The 14234-nt window shown below is 69.9% G+C and carries 18 protein-coding genes; 8 read left to right on the forward strand and 10 right to left on the reverse strand.

Going from position 1 to position 14234, the window contains the following annotated elements; all coding sequences use genetic code 11:
* The first annotated feature begins 3 nt into the window (after nucleotides 1-3).
* Together AB0K52_RS00705 and AB0K52_RS00710 are read left to right on the forward strand one after the other, a co-directional pair.
* Nucleotides 4-597 carry a dihydrofolate reductase family protein gene (locus AB0K52_RS00705; RefSeq protein ID WP_363524174.1) on the forward strand — a complete coding sequence of 198 codons (594 nt, stop codon included), beginning with the start codon at nucleotides 4-6 and terminating at the stop codon, nucleotides 595-597.
* Between the two features lie 103 nt (nucleotides 598-700).
* Nucleotides 701-1819: a site-2 protease family protein gene (locus tag AB0K52_RS00710; protein ID WP_363524177.1), complete on the forward strand. Its 1119-nt coding sequence runs from the start codon at nucleotides 701-703 to the stop codon at nucleotides 1817-1819.
* 12 nt (nucleotides 1820-1831) lie between these two features.
* On the opposite strand, the gene AB0K52_RS00715 is transcribed toward AB0K52_RS00710, so the two are convergent.
* On the reverse strand, nucleotides 1832-2554 hold the full coding sequence (locus AB0K52_RS00715) for an SDR family oxidoreductase (RefSeq protein ID WP_363524180.1): 723 nt from the start codon (nucleotides 2552-2554) through the stop codon (nucleotides 1832-1834).
* A 165-nt stretch (nucleotides 2555-2719) separates the two neighbouring features.
* Between AB0K52_RS00715 and AB0K52_RS00720 the strand changes: the two genes are divergently transcribed.
* On the forward strand, nucleotides 2720-3637 hold the full coding sequence (locus AB0K52_RS00720; protein ID WP_363524183.1) for an aminoglycoside phosphotransferase family protein: 918 nt from the start codon (nucleotides 2720-2722) through the stop codon (nucleotides 3635-3637).
* Nucleotides 3638-3658: 21 nt separating this feature from the next.
* On the opposite strand, the gene AB0K52_RS00725 is transcribed toward AB0K52_RS00720, so the two are convergent.
* The 3 genes from AB0K52_RS00725 to AB0K52_RS00735 form a co-directional block, all read right to left on the reverse strand.
* Nucleotides 3659-3934, reverse strand: a complete 276-nt coding sequence (locus AB0K52_RS00725) for a DUF2277 domain-containing protein (protein WP_363524185.1) — start codon at nucleotides 3932-3934, stop codon at nucleotides 3659-3661.
* A gap of 96 nt (nucleotides 3935-4030) precedes the next feature.
* Entirely contained in the window at nucleotides 4031-6265 is a 2235-nt protein-coding gene (locus AB0K52_RS00730) for an endo-1,4-beta-xylanase (protein WP_363524188.1), read from the reverse strand.
* 436 nt (nucleotides 6266-6701) lie between these two features.
* Complete coding sequence (locus AB0K52_RS00735; RefSeq protein ID WP_363524190.1) at nucleotides 6702-7403, reverse strand: TioE family transcriptional regulator; 702 nt, start codon at nucleotides 7401-7403, stop codon at nucleotides 6702-6704.
* 166 nt (nucleotides 7404-7569) lie between these two features.
* On the opposite strand from AB0K52_RS00735, the gene AB0K52_RS00740 reads away from it, so the two are divergent.
* Nucleotides 7570-8169 carry a hypothetical protein gene (locus tag AB0K52_RS00740; RefSeq protein WP_363524193.1) on the forward strand — a complete coding sequence of 200 codons (600 nt, stop codon included), beginning with the start codon at nucleotides 7570-7572 and terminating at the stop codon, nucleotides 8167-8169.
* A 1-nt stretch (nucleotide 8170) separates the two neighbouring features.
* On the opposite strand, the gene AB0K52_RS00745 is transcribed toward AB0K52_RS00740, so the two are convergent.
* Nucleotides 8171-8491 (reverse strand): multidrug efflux SMR transporter, encoded by a 321-nt coding sequence (locus AB0K52_RS00745; RefSeq protein WP_363524196.1) that lies wholly within the window; start codon nucleotides 8489-8491, stop codon nucleotides 8171-8173.
* Nucleotides 8488-9129 (reverse strand): NAD(P)H-dependent oxidoreductase, encoded by a 642-nt coding sequence (locus tag AB0K52_RS00750; protein WP_363524199.1) that lies wholly within the window; start codon nucleotides 9127-9129, stop codon nucleotides 8488-8490. Before AB0K52_RS00750 ends, AB0K52_RS00745 begins: the two co-directional genes overlap by 4 nt.
* Before the next feature lie 89 nt (nucleotides 9130-9218).
* On the opposite strand from AB0K52_RS00750, the gene AB0K52_RS00755 reads away from it, so the two are divergent.
* Nucleotides 9219-9782, forward strand: a complete 564-nt coding sequence (locus tag AB0K52_RS00755; RefSeq protein ID WP_363524202.1) for a helix-turn-helix domain-containing protein — start codon at nucleotides 9219-9221, stop codon at nucleotides 9780-9782.
* Nucleotides 9783-9826: 44 nt separating this feature from the next.
* On the opposite strand, the gene AB0K52_RS00760 is transcribed toward AB0K52_RS00755, so the two are convergent.
* On the reverse strand, nucleotides 9827-11110 hold the full coding sequence (locus AB0K52_RS00760; RefSeq protein ID WP_363524205.1) for a hypothetical protein: 1284 nt from the start codon (nucleotides 11108-11110) through the stop codon (nucleotides 9827-9829).
* A 75-nt stretch (nucleotides 11111-11185) separates the two neighbouring features.
* The gene (locus AB0K52_RS00765) at nucleotides 11186-11608 is read right to left on the reverse strand and encodes a nuclear transport factor 2 family protein (RefSeq protein ID WP_363524208.1); all 423 of its coding nucleotides are present in this window, start codon (nucleotides 11606-11608) and stop codon (nucleotides 11186-11188) included.
* Nucleotides 11609-11722: 114 nt separating this feature from the next.
* On the opposite strand from AB0K52_RS00765, the gene AB0K52_RS00770 reads away from it, so the two are divergent.
* Nucleotides 11723-12280, forward strand: coding sequence for a helix-turn-helix domain-containing protein (locus AB0K52_RS00770; RefSeq protein ID WP_363524211.1), 558 nt, complete (start codon nucleotides 11723-11725; stop codon nucleotides 12278-12280).
* A 53-nt stretch (nucleotides 12281-12333) separates the two neighbouring features.
* Here AB0K52_RS00770 and AB0K52_RS00775 read toward each other — a convergent pair whose 3' ends face one another.
* Together AB0K52_RS00775 and AB0K52_RS00780 are read right to left on the reverse strand one after the other, a co-directional pair.
* Complete coding sequence (locus AB0K52_RS00775; protein WP_363524214.1) at nucleotides 12334-12579, reverse strand: DUF397 domain-containing protein; 246 nt, start codon at nucleotides 12577-12579, stop codon at nucleotides 12334-12336.
* Nucleotides 12576-13388 carry a helix-turn-helix transcriptional regulator gene (locus AB0K52_RS00780; protein ID WP_363524217.1) on the reverse strand — a complete coding sequence of 271 codons (813 nt, stop codon included), beginning with the start codon at nucleotides 13386-13388 and terminating at the stop codon, nucleotides 12576-12578. Before AB0K52_RS00780 ends, AB0K52_RS00775 begins: the two co-directional genes overlap by 4 nt.
* A gap of 320 nt (nucleotides 13389-13708) precedes the next feature.
* Here AB0K52_RS00780 and AB0K52_RS00785 point away from each other — a divergent pair, with 320 nt between their 5' ends.
* Nucleotides 13709-13924 carry a hypothetical protein gene (locus AB0K52_RS00785; RefSeq protein WP_363524220.1) on the forward strand — a complete coding sequence of 72 codons (216 nt, stop codon included), beginning with the start codon at nucleotides 13709-13711 and terminating at the stop codon, nucleotides 13922-13924.
* A complete protein-coding gene (locus AB0K52_RS00790) occupies nucleotides 13917-14168 on the forward strand; it encodes a hypothetical protein (RefSeq protein ID WP_363524223.1) in 252 nt (83 codons plus the stop codon). The genes AB0K52_RS00785 and AB0K52_RS00790 overlap by 8 nt, the downstream gene beginning before the upstream one ends.
* Nucleotides 14169-14234 lie beyond the last annotated feature (66 nt).

The following is a 14234-nucleotide window of genomic DNA, read 5'->3' on the forward strand; positions in this document are numbered from 1 at the left end:
GCAATGAACACCGGAAACCGCCGCGTCGTCACCAACACCGCCCTCTCCCTGGACGGCCGCTACGCCAAGGCCAACCCGCTCGACATGGGCTGGGTCATGCCGTACGCGATCTCCGACACCGCCCGCGACCACCTCGCCGCCCTGCACTCGACCGCGACCACGGCCCTGCTCGGCCGGGTCAACGCCGAAGGCTTCCTGGGCTTCTGGCCCACCGTGATCGGCGCCGAAGGCGTCGACCCGCGCGACGAGGCGTTCGCGCAATGGCTGGTGGACACCGACAAGACCGTCCTCTCCTCCACGCTCGAGAAGGCCCCCTGGGAACGGACCGAGATCGTGGACAAGCCCACCGCCGAAGCGGTCGCGGACCTCAAGGCCGAAGACGGCGGCGACATCCTGGTGCTCGCCAGCGCGAGCGTCATCAAGTCGCTCCTGGCCGCCGACCTGGTCGACCGCCTCGCGATCACGCTCTTCCCGGTCTTCCTGGGCGAGGGCCCGCGCCTGTTCGACGGCGAACTGCTCGAAGGGCAGTGGCAGCTGGTGGGCCAGCACGCGGACGAGGACGGCACCGTCGCCCTGGTCTACGACCGCGTCCGCTGAACTCCGGGAGGGCCGGGCCCCGGCCCGGCCCTCCTCCGCTCGCCCGTCGAAGACGCCGCCCGGAAGCGGTTCGCGCAGCCCGAATCCAAGGTATGTTCCGAAGATGAGGGCGACCCTGAGACTCGGGACCGTCGCCGGCGTCGCGATCGGTGCGCACTGGAGCGCACTCGGCACCCTGGCGCTCCTGTTCGCCGTGGTCACTTCCGGCTTCGCCCACACCTTCCCCGAGCAGCCGACCGGCGCCCGGGTCGCCGCAGGGCTCCTGGCCGCACTGCTGTTCCTGGCCTCCCTGTTCGCGCACGAGATCGCCCACTCGGTGGTCGCCAAACGGCAGGGGCTCGAAGTCGAGGGCATCACGCTATGGCTGCTCGGCGGCGTCTCCACCATCCGCGGCGAGGCGGCCCGCCCGCGCGCGGAGTTCGCCATCGCGATCGTCGGGCCCGCGGCCAGCCTCGCCTCCGCCGTCGTGTTCGCCCTCGTCGCCTGGGCGCTGGCGGCAGTGGGCGTCGGTCAGCTCTGGGTCGCGGTCGCCACCTACCTGGCGGTCATCAACGTCCTGCTCGCGGCCTTCAACCTCGTGCCGGCGGCGCCGCTCGACGGCGGGCGCGTCCTCCGGGCGGTGCTCTGGGCGATCCGGGGCGACCGCGCGAGCGCCGCCGTCTGGGCCGCGCGAATGGGACGCGGCTTCGGCATGGCGCTGATCCTCCTCGGCGGCCTGGAGTTCCTGTTCGGTTTCGGCTTCGGGCTGTGGTGGCTGCTGCTCGGTTTGTTCATCCTGGTCATGGCCGGTGCCGAGGAGCGGCAGGCGCAGACCGGGGCCGCCTTGGCGGGCGTGCGGGTGCGGCAGGTCATGACGCCCGACCCCGACACCGCCTCCGGTGGCCTGAGCGTCGAGGGGTTCTTGGGCGAGTACGCCGTGTCGCGCCGCCATTCGGCGTTTCCGCTGGTCGACGCCCAGGGGCGCGTCGAAGGGCTCATCACCTTCAACCGGTTGATCGCCGTCCCCCACGCTCGGCGCGCGACCACGACGCTGCGGGAGGCCGCCGCCTCGCTCGCGGACATCCCGGTCGCCGATCCGGAGGATCCGGTCGCCGACCTGGTTCCGCGCCTCGCCGCGAGTGCCGACCGCCGCGCGCTGGTGTTCAGCACCGGCCGTCTCGTCGGCATCGTGACCTCCAGCGACATCAGCCGCGCGGTCGCGCTGCACCTGCCCCGCGGTTGAGCCGCCGCCGTCTCACGCCTGCTCGAAGTAGAACGACTTGATGAAGCAGTCGCGGGGCTGCCCGATCGCGAAGCGGACGCAGTCCACGACCGACCTTGCGGAGAGGGCGTCCCCGGGGCCGCGTTCGGCGTCCCATTCGGGGGCCAGCGGGTCGGGGTTGTCGAAGTCGGGCGGGTAGAGGGAGATGACGCGGACGCCCTTGGGCCGCAAGCGTTTCGACAGCACCTCGGTGAACCCGGACTGGGCGGCCTTGGCCGCGTAGAACGCTTCGTGCGCCTCGGACCGGTGGTTGCCGTACTCGCCGCAGCCGGAGACCATCGTGACGATGTCGGGCCGGTCGCTGCGCAGCAGCAGCGGCAGGAGCGCCTTGGTGACGAGCACGGTGCCGGTGGCCCCGGCCGCGATGGTCGCGGCGACCTGCGCGTCGTCGGCCTCGAGGAACCCGCCCGCGTCCAGGTAGGGGGCGCCGTTGTTGACGAGCACGTCGAGCCGGTCGGCGACCTCGCCCAGGGTCTCGGCGAACTCCCGCACCGACTCCGGTTCGGCGAGGTCGCATTCGAAGGCGTGGGCGCGCCCGCCCAGGTGCCGCACCTCCTCGGCGACGGCTTCGGCCGCCTGGAAATCGCGGGCGGCAAGGAACAACTCCGCGCCGTCGCGGCCCAGCTCGATGGCCAGGCTCCGCCCGAAACCGCGACCGGCGCCGGTCACGGCCACCCGGTACCCCTTGAACCGCATGAGCGACCTCCCCTGTGTGCAAGTCTCAGCTTCTCATCGACGTCTTCGCATGGGAATCCTCGGACGGTCCTAGTACCTGCCTGACCGGCGCGGGTCGCCGAACCGTGGTCCCCGAGGCGCCGCGGACCACCGGTCGGGACCAGCCGAGGCACGTATGCTGCCGGAGTGACGACTGAGGAAGGCCCCCAAGCCGATGCGCTTCGCTGGGCCGCACGCCGGCTGGGCGGCGGCGCGACGGTGGTCTCGGCCACCGGACTGCGGGAGGGCGGCAACCCCTGGCTGCTGCGGATCGAGCACGACGGCCAGGTCACCGAAGCGGTGCTGAAGACCGCCGCCCCGGACGGCGGTGAGGGGATGGCGACCGAGGTCGCCGCATTGCTCCTGGCCAACCGGGCAGGCGTGCCCGCGCCGCGCCTCCTCGCGGTCGACGCCGACGGGAAAGCCGCCGGGACGCGGGCCGTCCTGGAGACCGCGCTGCGCGGCCGCAGCCGCATCCCGCTCGTCGCCACCCCGGAACGACTCCGCGGCCTCGGGGCCGCGGCGGCCGCCCTGCACGCGGTCACGACCGAGCCCTCACCTGCGCTGCCGCAGCGGACCCGTCCGATCTCGGCCAGCGATTTCGCCCGCGACCGCCGCGAGGGCAGGGAGCCCTCGACGCCGTTGCTGGACGCCGCTGACGAGCGGGTCACCGGCCTGCCGGCCCCGGACGGCGCGCCCGTCCTGGTCCACGGCGACCTCTGGCAGGGCAACACGATGTGGGACGGCGACCGCCTGACGGGCCTGCTCGACTGGGACATGGCCGGAGTGGGCCACTACGGGATCGACCTGTCCTCGCTCCGGCTGGACGCGGCGCTGACGTTCGGACCGGACGCGGCCGGACCGGTGCTCGAGGGCTGGGAGGAGCGCTTCGGCGGCGAGGCCGATGACCTCGCCTACTGGGACGCCGTCGCCGCCCTCAACCTGCCTGGAGACATGGCGGAGTTCGTGCCGGCCGTCCACGACCAGGGGCGAACCGACTTGAGCGCCAAGGAATTGAACGAGCGCCGGGACGCCTTCCTCCGCGCCGCGCTCGACCGGCTCTGAGCCGCCTTCGAGCCGACGGTCTCAGGCCTCGGCGCCGAAGCGCTGGGCCGCGCGCGCCTTGGCCTTGGCGGCTTCGACCTCGCGGTCCTTGGGCGGCGCGGTCGTCACGAGGTTGTCCAGGAGCTCCTGGGTGGCGGCCGCGACCGCGGCGACGGCCGCGTCGAAGGCCTCCTGGTTGGCCTGGGACGGATGGGTCGAGCCGCTGATCTTGCGCACGTACTGCAGCGCGGCGGCGTGGACCTCTTCGCTCGTGGCGGGCGGATCGAAGTTGAACAGGGTTTTCACACTGCGACACATGCCTCAATGGTGGCACGCCGGTACGACACCGCACCGGATGCGCAAGAAGGGCGGGACCGCGAACGCGGTCCCGCCCTCTATGCGCTCACCGGGCGATCAGACCGGTTCGGGCATGGGTTCGGTGGCGGGCTTGACCTTCTTGACCAGCTCGGCGATGCCCCAGTACTTGTTGGTGCTCCAGGACTGGCCGGTCGGGTCGTACCAGGTGTGCGCGGCGGTGCGGACACCGTCGGTGGCGTCGTTGACCTGGAGTTCGAGGCCGTGCTCGGCCCCGACCGCGCCTTCGCCGTCGGCCAGGGCGATCGCGATCTCGACGGTGTAGCCGGTGCTCGTGACCTTGGCGGCGCTGGTGATCGCGCCCGCGCTGGGTCCGTTGCCGCCCAAGGTGACGACGTTGTTGAAGCTGACGCGGTACTGGCCGTCGGCCTCGCCGTAGCCGCCCTCCTTGGTGTTGCCGGGGTTGAGGAACACCTCGACGGAGTCCTCCTCCCAGGGGTTGGCGCTGGTCTCGTCCAGGGTCGGGTCGGTGACCTCGAACAGGGCGTAGATCGCGTCTTCGTCCCACACGAGTCTGACGTCGGCCTTGGCGCCCTCGGCGCTGCCCGCGACGGTGACCCCGGTGGCGACCGTGGCGGCCTTCTTCCAGGCCTTGTCCTTCACGCCGTCGATGACGGGGGCGTCCTTGACGTACGGCACCTGGACGCGGGCGTACTCGGGTTCGGGCTCTTCGGGGATCTCGGGGAGGCGGGTCGGGTCGACGATGCCCCAGTACGCCCACTTGGCCTGGAGGTTGTCGTCGAAGGGCAGCGGGGACTCGAGCGGGCGGGTGCCGTTGAAGCCGCGCAGCCAGGAGCGGCCGTCGTGCAGGCCCCAGACGGTGACGGACTCGAGATCCTTGGTGCGGAGCATGGCGAACAGGTCGCGGTAGTAGTGGCCCTGCTCGACGATGCGGGCCTGGAGTTCGGGGAACTCCACGCCTTCGACGGGGGCGCCGATGGCGACGTCGAGTTCGGTGACCGCCTGCAGCACGCCGAGCCCGGCGAACTTGTCGATGCTCGTCTCGATGTTGGTGAGCGGGGTGTTGAGGCTGATGTGGGTCTGGTGGCCCACGCCGTCGACCGGGACGCCGTTCGCGAGCATGCCGGAGACGAGGTTGTAGAGGTTGTCGCGCTTGGCGGGGTTGTCGGTGCCGTAGTCGTTGATGAAGAGCTTCACCTCGGTCGCGCCGACGGCGTCGAACTGCTCGCGGGCGATGCGGAAGGCGTGCGAGATGTACTCGGGGCCTTGGAAGATCTGGTACCAGCGGCTGTTGCGGTAGACCTCGGCGGCGTTGTCGCTGATGACCTCGTTGACGACGTCCCAGGCCCAGATGCGGTCGCCGAAGTGCCCGGCGAGGGCGGCGGCGTGCGCTTCGAGGCGGTCGAGCATGATCTGCTGGTCTTCAGCGGTGCTGCCCAGCGGCTCGCCGGCCTGGGGGTGCCCGGCCGGGTAGGTGAACCACCAGTCGGGGGTCTGGCTGTGCCAGAGGATGGTGTGGCCGTAGGTCTCCATGCCGTTGGCCTCGGCGTACGCCAGGAGTTCGTCGGCCGCGTTGAAGGTGAAGGTGCCCTCGGTCGGCTGGATCGCCTCGACCTTCATGTGGTTCTCGGCGGTGATCTGGTTGAAGTGCTTGTTCAGCAGCTCGGCGTTGGGGCCGGAGAGGTCGCGGGGGTCGACGGCCGCGCCGAAGCGGAAGTCGGCGGCGACGACGTCCTTCAGGGACGGGATGTTCGGGTCGACGCCGGGCGGGGTGAGCTCGGTGATCTGCACGTCGTCGATGAGGTACGAGGCCTCGGGGGTCGGCGACTCCACGTAGAACGTGAGGGCGTCGGCGGCCGAGCCGATCGAGTACTGGCCGGTGAGCGTGGTCCACGCGGTGCTCGCGGCGGCCTGGTAGACGACGCTGTCGTAGGAGGTGGTGCCGCCGGCTTCGCGCTGGACGGTGGCGCTGACCTGGTTGCCGGCGCTGCCGTCGGCGAGGCGCACGTCGAGCGAGATCTCGTAGGTGCCGCCGGGGGCGATGATCCCGGTGAGGTCGAGGGCGGGCCCGTTCCAGTCGGCGGTGCGGCCGGTGGTCAGGAGCGCGCCGTCCTGGACGGCGAGGGTGACCGGGCCGCGCGGGGTCCAGTCGCCGACGCTGCCGTCGTCGAAGTTCGCGCTGTAGACGACGGTGCCCTCGTCTTGGGCGGCGGCGGGCTGGCCGAAGGCGAGCGCGGCGGGAAGGACCAGCGCTCCGGCTCCGGCGGCGATGGCGCGCAGGCGGCTGCGCCGCGCGCGGGGGTGGTGTTCCATGGTTCAGCGACTTCCGTTGCGGAGGAGGGGAAACGATCGCCCGAAAGTTTCGGAGTTTTCATGAAACTTTCGGAGATGGACGCTGCAATGGTAAGTGCGATATCAAGGCTTGTCAATTCCCAGATCCATATCGGCTGGTCTGGCGGTCCGCGAAGCCGCGGCCGGCGGTCCCCGACCGGCCGCGAGACCTCGACCCGCCTGCCGTCGTGCTCCGGTGTCGCCCTGCAACGGTGGCGCTGCGGCATCGCTTGGCCCGCGGCCGACTCGCTGCGCTGCGGGATCGCGCGGTCGGCGGTCGACTCGCTGCGCTGCGACATCGCGCGGCCGGCGGCCGACTCGCGTCCGCTCGCGCAGGGCTGTCGCACCCCTCGGCCGCTATGGATTCGGGGGCGGCTCGCGATGCCCGATTTGCGAAGACTCGCCGAAAGCGCGACCCTCAGCCCTTCGCCTGCAGGTACCGGCCCACCAGCCCCGCCGCCTCGAGCATCGCCATCCCGCGCTCGGTGAGCCTGCGGCCCCAGCCCTCGAGTGCGAGCGCCAACTCCTCCGTGCCGCCCGCCGTCCTCACCTGCCGCACGACCGTCGCTATGCGTTCCAACGGGTAGTCACCGCGCCGCAGCAGGTGCGCGAGCTCGGCGTCGCGCACGTCCTCGTCCCGGAACATCCGGTACCCGGTGCCCGGTTCCCTTTCGGGCGTGAGGATCCCGGCCTGCTCCCAGTTCCGGATGGTCGCCGCCGTCACGTCGAGCCGCCGCGCCAGCTCGCCCACGGTGAGCGGCGGACCGGTGAACCGCGCCGGCGCGGGCTCGGCCGTGAGGTGCCCGATCGCGCCGCGCACCGCTGCCAGGGTCTCCCGGTCGCGCAGCAGCCGCAGGTGCCCGCGGTCGATCAGCTCCAGCGCCCGCTCCCGCTCACCCGCATTGAGCGCGTTCATGATCCGGCCCGCCGCCGCATGTCCGTACGCCCGGACCAGCGCCAGGAACGCCCGCAGCGCCGCCGCGTGCTCCTCGGTGTAGACCCGGTACCCGCTCCCGGTCCGCCGCGCCTCCGGGATGAACCCGTCCCGCTCGTAGTTGCGCACCGCCTGGGTCGAGAGCCCGTGCTCGCGGGCGAGATCGGAAGGTCGCAAGGTGTCCACTGGTCACCGACCCTAACGGACCCCCGCCCCGGGCTCCGCCGAGCGGCCGGTTTTCACCCGTATCGCCCGGGCCGCAGAACCCCTATCATTGGAAGGGCAACGGACAGTTGGCACTTCGGCGCCACCTCGAAGCGGGCCGAGGCCCCGGCACCCCTTGGAGCCCGTGATGAGCACACCCACCGACCCGGAAGCCCTCTACGACAAGCCGCACTCGGTCGACCTCGCCCAGGTCATGATGGTCTTCCAGTTCTTCATGGTCGTCAGCGTGAGCGTCGGCATCGGCCCCCGCCTCTTCAACTGGTTCAAAGGCGAGACCGAGGGCGTGCCGCTCCTCTCCGACATCGAGGCGGCCATCGACGTCGGCACGAGCTACCCGCTCGGCGTCGTGGTCCCCGCCCTCGTGGTCTACACCGTCCCTTACGTGTGGGCGGTGCTCGCCCTCGGCATGGGCCGCCAGTGGGCCAGGGCCTTCGCGCTCCTCATCGTCCCGATCAACGTCATCGTGGGCATCACCGGCGTCGTGCGCACCTACGGCGAGGTCTTCGCCCTCATCGTCTCACCACTGTGGATCCTCATCGCCCTGTGCGTGCTCGGCGGCCTCGCCGCCCGCAGCGCCCGCCAATGGTTCCGCCAAGGCGGCTGGGAGCCCTGGTACGTGCGGTACGAGATCGACCAGATCCAAGGCCTCCGCCGCCCCCGGCCGCGCCCCCGGCGCCGCCGCCGCGCCCCGGTCGCCCACGACCCCAACGAAGCCGACGCCGACTGACCTACTCGGGACTCGTGACCCGCGCCAGCACCACCCCGCTCGAGATCAGCACGAGCGCCGCGATGCGCCCCGCGGTCACCGGGTCCCGGTTGACGATGATCCCCAGCACCACCGCGCCCACCGCGCCGATCCCCGTGAACACCGCATACGCCGTCCCGGTCGGCAAGTCCCTCACCGCGACCGACAGCAGGAACGCCGCGAGCCCCATCAGCACGACCGACAGCACCGTCGGCCACAGCCGCGTGAACCCCTCGGTCGGCTTGATGCTCATCGCCCAGGCGATCTCCACGACCCCCGCCGCGAGCAGCCACCACCAGCTCACCGCCCGCCCCCGATCGACCGCGCCGCCGCCAACGCGGCCGCCCGCGACCGCTCGTGCTCCTCCCGCCGCCCGGCCAAAGCCGGATCGACCAGCGCGTTCACCATCTCCGAGCCTACGAACACGGCGTCCTCCACCGCGAAATGCCCCGCGAAGAAGTCCCTGAGATACCGCTCGTGATGGTCGAACGGCTCCCGCGGCGTGCCCGGCCCGTATGCCCCGCCGCGCGCATAGGCGACCACGAACTTCGTGCCCGCCAACGACATCCGCGGGAACGTCACCTGGTCGATCCACGCCTTCAACGCCGCCGGGATCGAGAAGTTGTACATCGGCGCCGCGATCAGCACCGTCTCGGCCGCCACCAGCTCGGCCAGCAGCGGCTCCACCACGGCCCAGGCCTTCGCCTGCTCCGGCGTGCGCACCGCCTCCGCGTACCGCGCGGGATCGGTGATCTGGTGCTCCAGCACGTAATCGCACAGCTCGGTCCACGCCTCGCCGATCGGCGGCGGCGGATCGGCGGCGAGATCCCGGTGCACGTATGCGCGCTCAGGATGGGCCGCCCTCCAAGCGGCGGCGACGGTGTCGCCGACCTCGCGGCTGAACGAGTTGCGGCGGGCACTGGCGTCGAGATGCAGCAGCACGGTTCCTCCTCCGATTAACTGGACATGATGTCCACTTAACTATCGATCGTAACCGGTCACCGTGTCCAGTTACTGTTAGGATCGCCACCATGAAGGAAGAGCGCGCCGACGCCGCCCGCAACCGCGCCAAAGTGCTCGCCGCCGCCGCCGAGGTCTTCGCCGCCAAGGACCCGCGCGCGGTCACCATGGACGACATCGCGAAAGCCGCCGGCGTCGGTCGCGGCACCCTCTACCGCCGCTACCCCGACGTCGCCTCCATCGCCGTCGCCCTCCTCGACGAGCACGAGACGGCCCTCCAACGCGAGCTGATGAGCGGCCCCCCGCCCCTCGGCCCCGGCGGACCCCCCGCCGACCGCCTCGCCGCCTTCTACGCCGCCATGGCCGACCTCCTCGAAGCCCACGGCGACCTCGCCCTCGCCACCGAGATCGGCGGCCGCCGCTTCGAGATCGGCGCCCACGGCTTCTGGCGCGCGCACGTCCTCTCGCTCCTCCGTGAGGCCCGGATCCCCGCTCCCGAAGCGCTCGCGGACGCCCTCCTCGCCCCGCTCGCCCCCGAGGTCTTCAAACACCAACGCGCCCAAGGGCTCTCACTGGCCAAAATAAAAGGCGCCCTGTCCCGCCTCGCCACGGTCGTCGAAGAACGACCGGGCTGAAGGAGACAGAGCGCCGAGGGGGTCCGGGCAGCCCGGACCCCATGTCACGCAATGGCAGGGTAAGCGGAGACGCCGCCGTTCGGGTCCGCCGCGAGCGCCGCGTACTCGTTCACGACCCACGGGGCCACGCCCGGAGCTGTCTCGGCGTCGGCACCGGTGAGCGCGTCGAGCACCACCGGACCGTTCTCCGTGCTGCCGTAGATCGCGCCGTGGAACACGGCGGTGATCCCCACGCTCGCGCGCTCGGCCGACGGCTCCTGCTCCCACACGAACTGGCCGGTCTCGGTGTTCACCGCTCCGAGCCAGCCCCAGGTGTCGTTGCAGACCAGCGTGGTCTGCCCGTCGAACCGGCAGGAGCCCGAGTCCTGCTCCTCGGCCTTGAGGCTCGTGACCTTCCCGGTCGCGGCCTCCACCAAGTACAGTCCGCCGTCGATGTGGTCCCAGCCGCCGAAGCCGTAGACGTACTTCGACCCGGCCGGACCCACGGTCTCGTAACCGAAGTCCGGGTCGTCCCACTTCACGGAGCCGTCGACGATCGACAGCCCGCCGAAGTGCCGGTTGAGCTCCCGCTCGCCGGGGTTGCCGACCACGGTGTCACCCGCGACCGCCGAGGTCGAGAAGACCGCCTCCCACGCCACGGCCTGCTTGTTCAGATCCACGGCGACCGTGTAACCGGCGTAGATGTCGAGGTCGACCACGACCACGCCATCGGTCGCGCCCTTGGCGACCGCGTTCTCGTACGTGGAACCGTCCTCCGCGAGCGGCAGCTCATGCACCACGCTGAACGCCTGCTCACCCGTCGCCGGGTCCACCGCGATCACCTCGAGGCTCTGGCGCGCAACGGCAGTGCCCGCGGCCTCGCCGGTGGTCAGGAACGGCACCACCACGAGCTCCTTGCCGCCCACGTCAACGACGATCGGGGCCTGGATCGGGTTGTCGCCCGCGAACACGGTCAGCGCCGGGTCCATCGGCGTGCCGGACTGCGGCACGACCGCCGGCAGCACCTCGGCGGTGCGGGTGTCCACGATCTGCAGCTCGTTCGCCACGGCGATGAACGCCTTGGTCCCCGACAGCACCACCGGGAGCGGCTTGACGGCACTCCCGGCCATGTTGATGTTCCCCGCGCCGGCCTCTTCCGGCAGCGGCACCCCCGCCCCGGTGTTGAACTGCATGGGCGGGTCGAACGCCTCGGCGTTCACTTCCTCCTCGGCCGCTTCAGAGGCCACGGCCTCCTTGGTCGGTTCATCGATGGTCGCGTCGTCTTTGCTGCACGCGCTCAGGAACAGTCCTGAGGCGGCCAGACAGCACAGCGCTGCTCTGAGCTTCATGATGGGGATGTCTGCTTTCTTGCCGGGCACTGACGAAGAAACACCCACAGTGTATGAACCGACCGCAACCCGTGCTCACCTCGCGGCACCACCTCCCTTCCCGCCCAGCGGGGAGGAGTGGGCGATGACTTCGCGGTACCCGATCCGCCAACCCTCTCCGGTGCGCACGACGGTGTCCAGATAGGTCACGGTGCCGGCGGTGCCGTCGGCGTTCACTCCGAGCCCCTTGGAGCGGGCGCGAATGCTCCCATCGGGGGCCTCGCTGAGCACGGTGTTGGTCACCAGGTGGCCCACCGGGTTTCCCGCGCCCAGTGTCAAGGCGGCCTCCCGGATCGCGTCGATGCCCTCGAGGGCGGGCGCGCCGAGGCTGGTGACGTCGTAGATCGCGTCGCAGGTGAGGATTTCGCCGAGTCGGTCGAGCTCACCGGCGTCGATGAGGTGGCCGTGCATGGCCAGGAGGTCGAAGACGGCCGCCCGGTCGTCTGCAGAGATGGTCATGGGGCGTCCTTCCAAGCAGCTTGGCGGGCAGGGGCTCCGCTGATCCGGGGAGCTCCCCGTTTCACGATCCGTACAATATACGGGGAGATCCCCGTTTATGGCAAGGAGTGGTCAATGGCCCCGCGATCCGATGCCGCGCGCAACGCTGAACTGCTGATCACAGCGGCCAAGGAGTTGTTCGACCAGCACGGCCCCGAAGTCGCCCTCGACCGGATCGCGAGGCGGGCCGGCGTCGGCAACGCCACCCTCTACCGTCATTTCCCCACCCGCGCGGACCTGCTCATCGCCGTCTACGAAGACGAGGTCGCCGAGCTGTGCGCTCTGGGGCAGATGCACGCCGACGCGCCCGACGCAGGCGATGCCCTGTTCACTTGGCTCGACGCGCTGGCCGCGCACATCGCGGACAAGGGCACCCTCGCCTTCGCCGGCACCGAGCCGCACTCGACCCGGCGAACGGCCCTCTTCGACCGCTGGCATGCTTCGATCCGCGCCATAGCCGAGCGCCTGGTCGAGCGGGCGCACGAAGCGCGCGCGATACGCGACGACCTCACCGCCGCCGACCTGCTCGCACTCGCCAACGCCGCCGCGAGCGCCGCCGACGGCCCTGCCCATGCACGCCGTCTCACCGGGTTCATCCGGAATGGACTGCAGGCGCAAGGAACTGACCTATGAACGAGCGAACGGCCCCGCCGATGAGGCGGGGCCGTTGGCATTTTTCGGTTGGGCTACCGGTCGGCTCGCTGGAGCAGCGCGGTGAAATCGGCGGTCTTCAGATCGAAGATCGGGGAGTCATCGCCCAGCTTGCTGTCACGGACCTGGAAGCCGGTGCCTGCCGGGCGAGCTTCCACGCAGTTGCTGTTAGCGGTGCCGTCGCTCCGGCTCGACTTGCGCCACGGGGCGACTCGGAGCTCAACGCAGTCGGTGTTCGGGCCTTGGCTCCGGCTCGACTTGCGCCACCCATCCTGGCTCATCGCTGGAACTCCTTCAAAGACTTGGCTCGTTGGATCCCTCCTCCGATGATCTGGTGGAACTTCCCCACAGCAGCGTTGTTCTCGTAGAACCGGCGCTCGTACGGATTTTCCAGATACACCATGGTGGGATCCTCTGGGTTTCTGAAGGATAGTACGGAGAACGGCACGTGCAACAGCCGATACGGCCCGCCCGCGAAGGGCAGGTATCGGATGGTCACGTTTTCGAGCTCATCCATTTCACACATGCGATTCAGCTGCTCCCCATCGCATCCTTGATGAAGCACCGCTTCGCTCAGCAGGACTCGCCATTCGACCCTCCCATCGTGGAGGCGTCGCTCGAATTCCACCTGCCGCGCAAGTCGATCCTCGATCAGAGAGGGGATATCCTCGCGAGACTCCCCGCCTTGATCGAAAAGTCGGCGCATGAACCCTTCGGTCTGACACAAACCGGGCGGCACCATCGTTTCGTATTGAGCGACGCCGACCGCCAGGCGCTCGAACTCCAGGTAGGCATCCCATCCCGAGTTCTCGACCGCGTGACTCGGCTGCGCCCAGATCTCATCGTCCACGAACCGCCAGATGCGCTCCAGCTCGAACCGCGTATGCCTGGGTGCGCCGTAATACTCGGCGAGTCGGCCGATCACCACGAAGGTGACTCTGACCCTGATTCCGGCTTCGAGTCGTTTGAGTGTCCGGGTGGACCCTACGATCGCGGCCGCCTCATTGTCGGTGACTTTGATGCCCGCCAGTTCCCGTTGCGCCGCAAGCTCTCGACCGACTTGCCTGCGAAGTTCAGATGCTGTTGACATCAACTCAGTATCGCAATCGCAACGGATTGTGCAACCTCAAGCAGTCGCGAGTTCCGGGTGGCAGTTTGGCAGACCATACTTCCACATGATTGTGTCCCAACGTTTTTCACTGTCGGATTGCCAACAGTCCTACCTGGCCTTTCGCCTTGAGACTGTCCCCGCTTCTCCCTACTCTCGACTCAACACCGCTGAAGCGGATGGGAGGAGATCGAGTGATGCGAGAAGAACTGAGTGCGCGGCAGGGCGCGCAGGACCCGCTGACTCGGGGTCGATTCAGTGACGGGCAGTGCCAATTCACGGTCCGCGCGTCGAGTGCCGATGTGCCCGACTCGTTCCAGGTGTACTCGGGCGGGGACCCGGCGGACATCGTGGTGATCGTCTCGGGCCTGGCGTCCTGGAACCTCAGGGCCACATGGGGAGACGGCTGGCGCTCGGCCAGCGCCGAATGGAAGTCCTGGTGCAAGGACCAGGCGTTCATGGTCTTCTACAACGGCAAGCCACCGGCGTCCGGGAATGTGCGGCTGTGCAATGGCTAAGACCGGAGACAAGTACCTCGGCGAGTTCCAGCGCGGCCCCGCCACCTTCATGGTCTACCAGACCGTCAAGGACCCGAACGTGATCCGCGTCGACTGCCGCGACAACGGCGGCGGCCCGAATCCGGCCGCGACCTTCGAGGAGGGCATCGGCGAATCGCCCTACTGGCACGGCGCTTGGAACCGCGACCGCTGGTGCCCGTGGATCGTCGCCGAGACCCGCAAGGTCGTCAAGAAGCACCACTGAAAAGGGGAGCGCCCCGGCCCGGCCCCAGGCCCGAGCCGCCGCGAGCGCCCTTGCAGGGCCGACCGA

The sequence above is a fragment of the Glycomyces sp. NPDC049804 genome (genome assembly GCF_040674615.1).
Taxonomy (GTDB): Bacteria; Actinomycetota; Actinomycetes; order Mycobacteriales; family Micromonosporaceae; genus Glycomyces; species Glycomyces niveus.

Bases quoted from the DNA above. Each gene is read 5' to 3' on its own strand.
- AB0K52_RS00775 (WP_363524214.1), bottom strand. From the start codon at position 12,579: ATGAGCCAGGATGGGTGGCGCAAGTCGAGCCGGAGCCAAGGCCCGAAC.
- AB0K52_RS00790 (WP_363524223.1), top strand. From the start codon at position 13,917: ATGGCTAAGACCGGAGACAAGTACCTCGGCGAGTTCCAGCGCGGCCCC.
- AB0K52_RS00780 (WP_363524217.1), bottom strand. From the start codon at position 13,388: ATGTCAACAGCATCTGAACTTCGCAGGCAAGTCGGTCGAGAGCTTGCG.
- AB0K52_RS00760 (WP_363524205.1), bottom strand. From the start codon at position 11,110: ATGAAGCTCAGAGCAGCGCTGTGCTGTCTGGCCGCCTCAGGACTGTTC.
- AB0K52_RS00755 (WP_363524202.1), top strand. From the start codon at position 9,219: ATGAAGGAAGAGCGCGCCGACGCCGCCCGCAACCGCGCCAAAGTGCTC.
- AB0K52_RS00765 (WP_363524208.1), bottom strand. From the start codon at position 11,608: ATGACCATCTCTGCAGACGACCGGGCGGCCGTCTTCGACCTCCTGGCC.
- AB0K52_RS00705 (WP_363524174.1), top strand. From the start codon at position 4: ATGAACACCGGAAACCGCCGCGTCGTCACCAACACCGCCCTCTCCCTG.
- AB0K52_RS00740 (WP_363524193.1), top strand. From the start codon at position 7,570: ATGAGCACACCCACCGACCCGGAAGCCCTCTACGACAAGCCGCACTCG.
- AB0K52_RS00710 (WP_363524177.1), top strand. From the start codon at position 701: ATGAGGGCGACCCTGAGACTCGGGACCGTCGCCGGCGTCGCGATCGGT.
- AB0K52_RS00730 (WP_363524188.1), bottom strand. From the start codon at position 6,265: ATGGAACACCACCCCCGCGCGCGGCGCAGCCGCCTGCGCGCCATCGCC.
- AB0K52_RS00715 (WP_363524180.1), bottom strand. From the start codon at position 2,554: ATGCGGTTCAAGGGGTACCGGGTGGCCGTGACCGGCGCCGGTCGCGGT.
- AB0K52_RS00770 (WP_363524211.1), top strand. From the start codon at position 11,723: ATGGCCCCGCGATCCGATGCCGCGCGCAACGCTGAACTGCTGATCACA.
- AB0K52_RS00725 (WP_363524185.1), bottom strand. From the start codon at position 3,934: ATGTGTCGCAGTGTGAAAACCCTGTTCAACTTCGATCCGCCCGCCACG.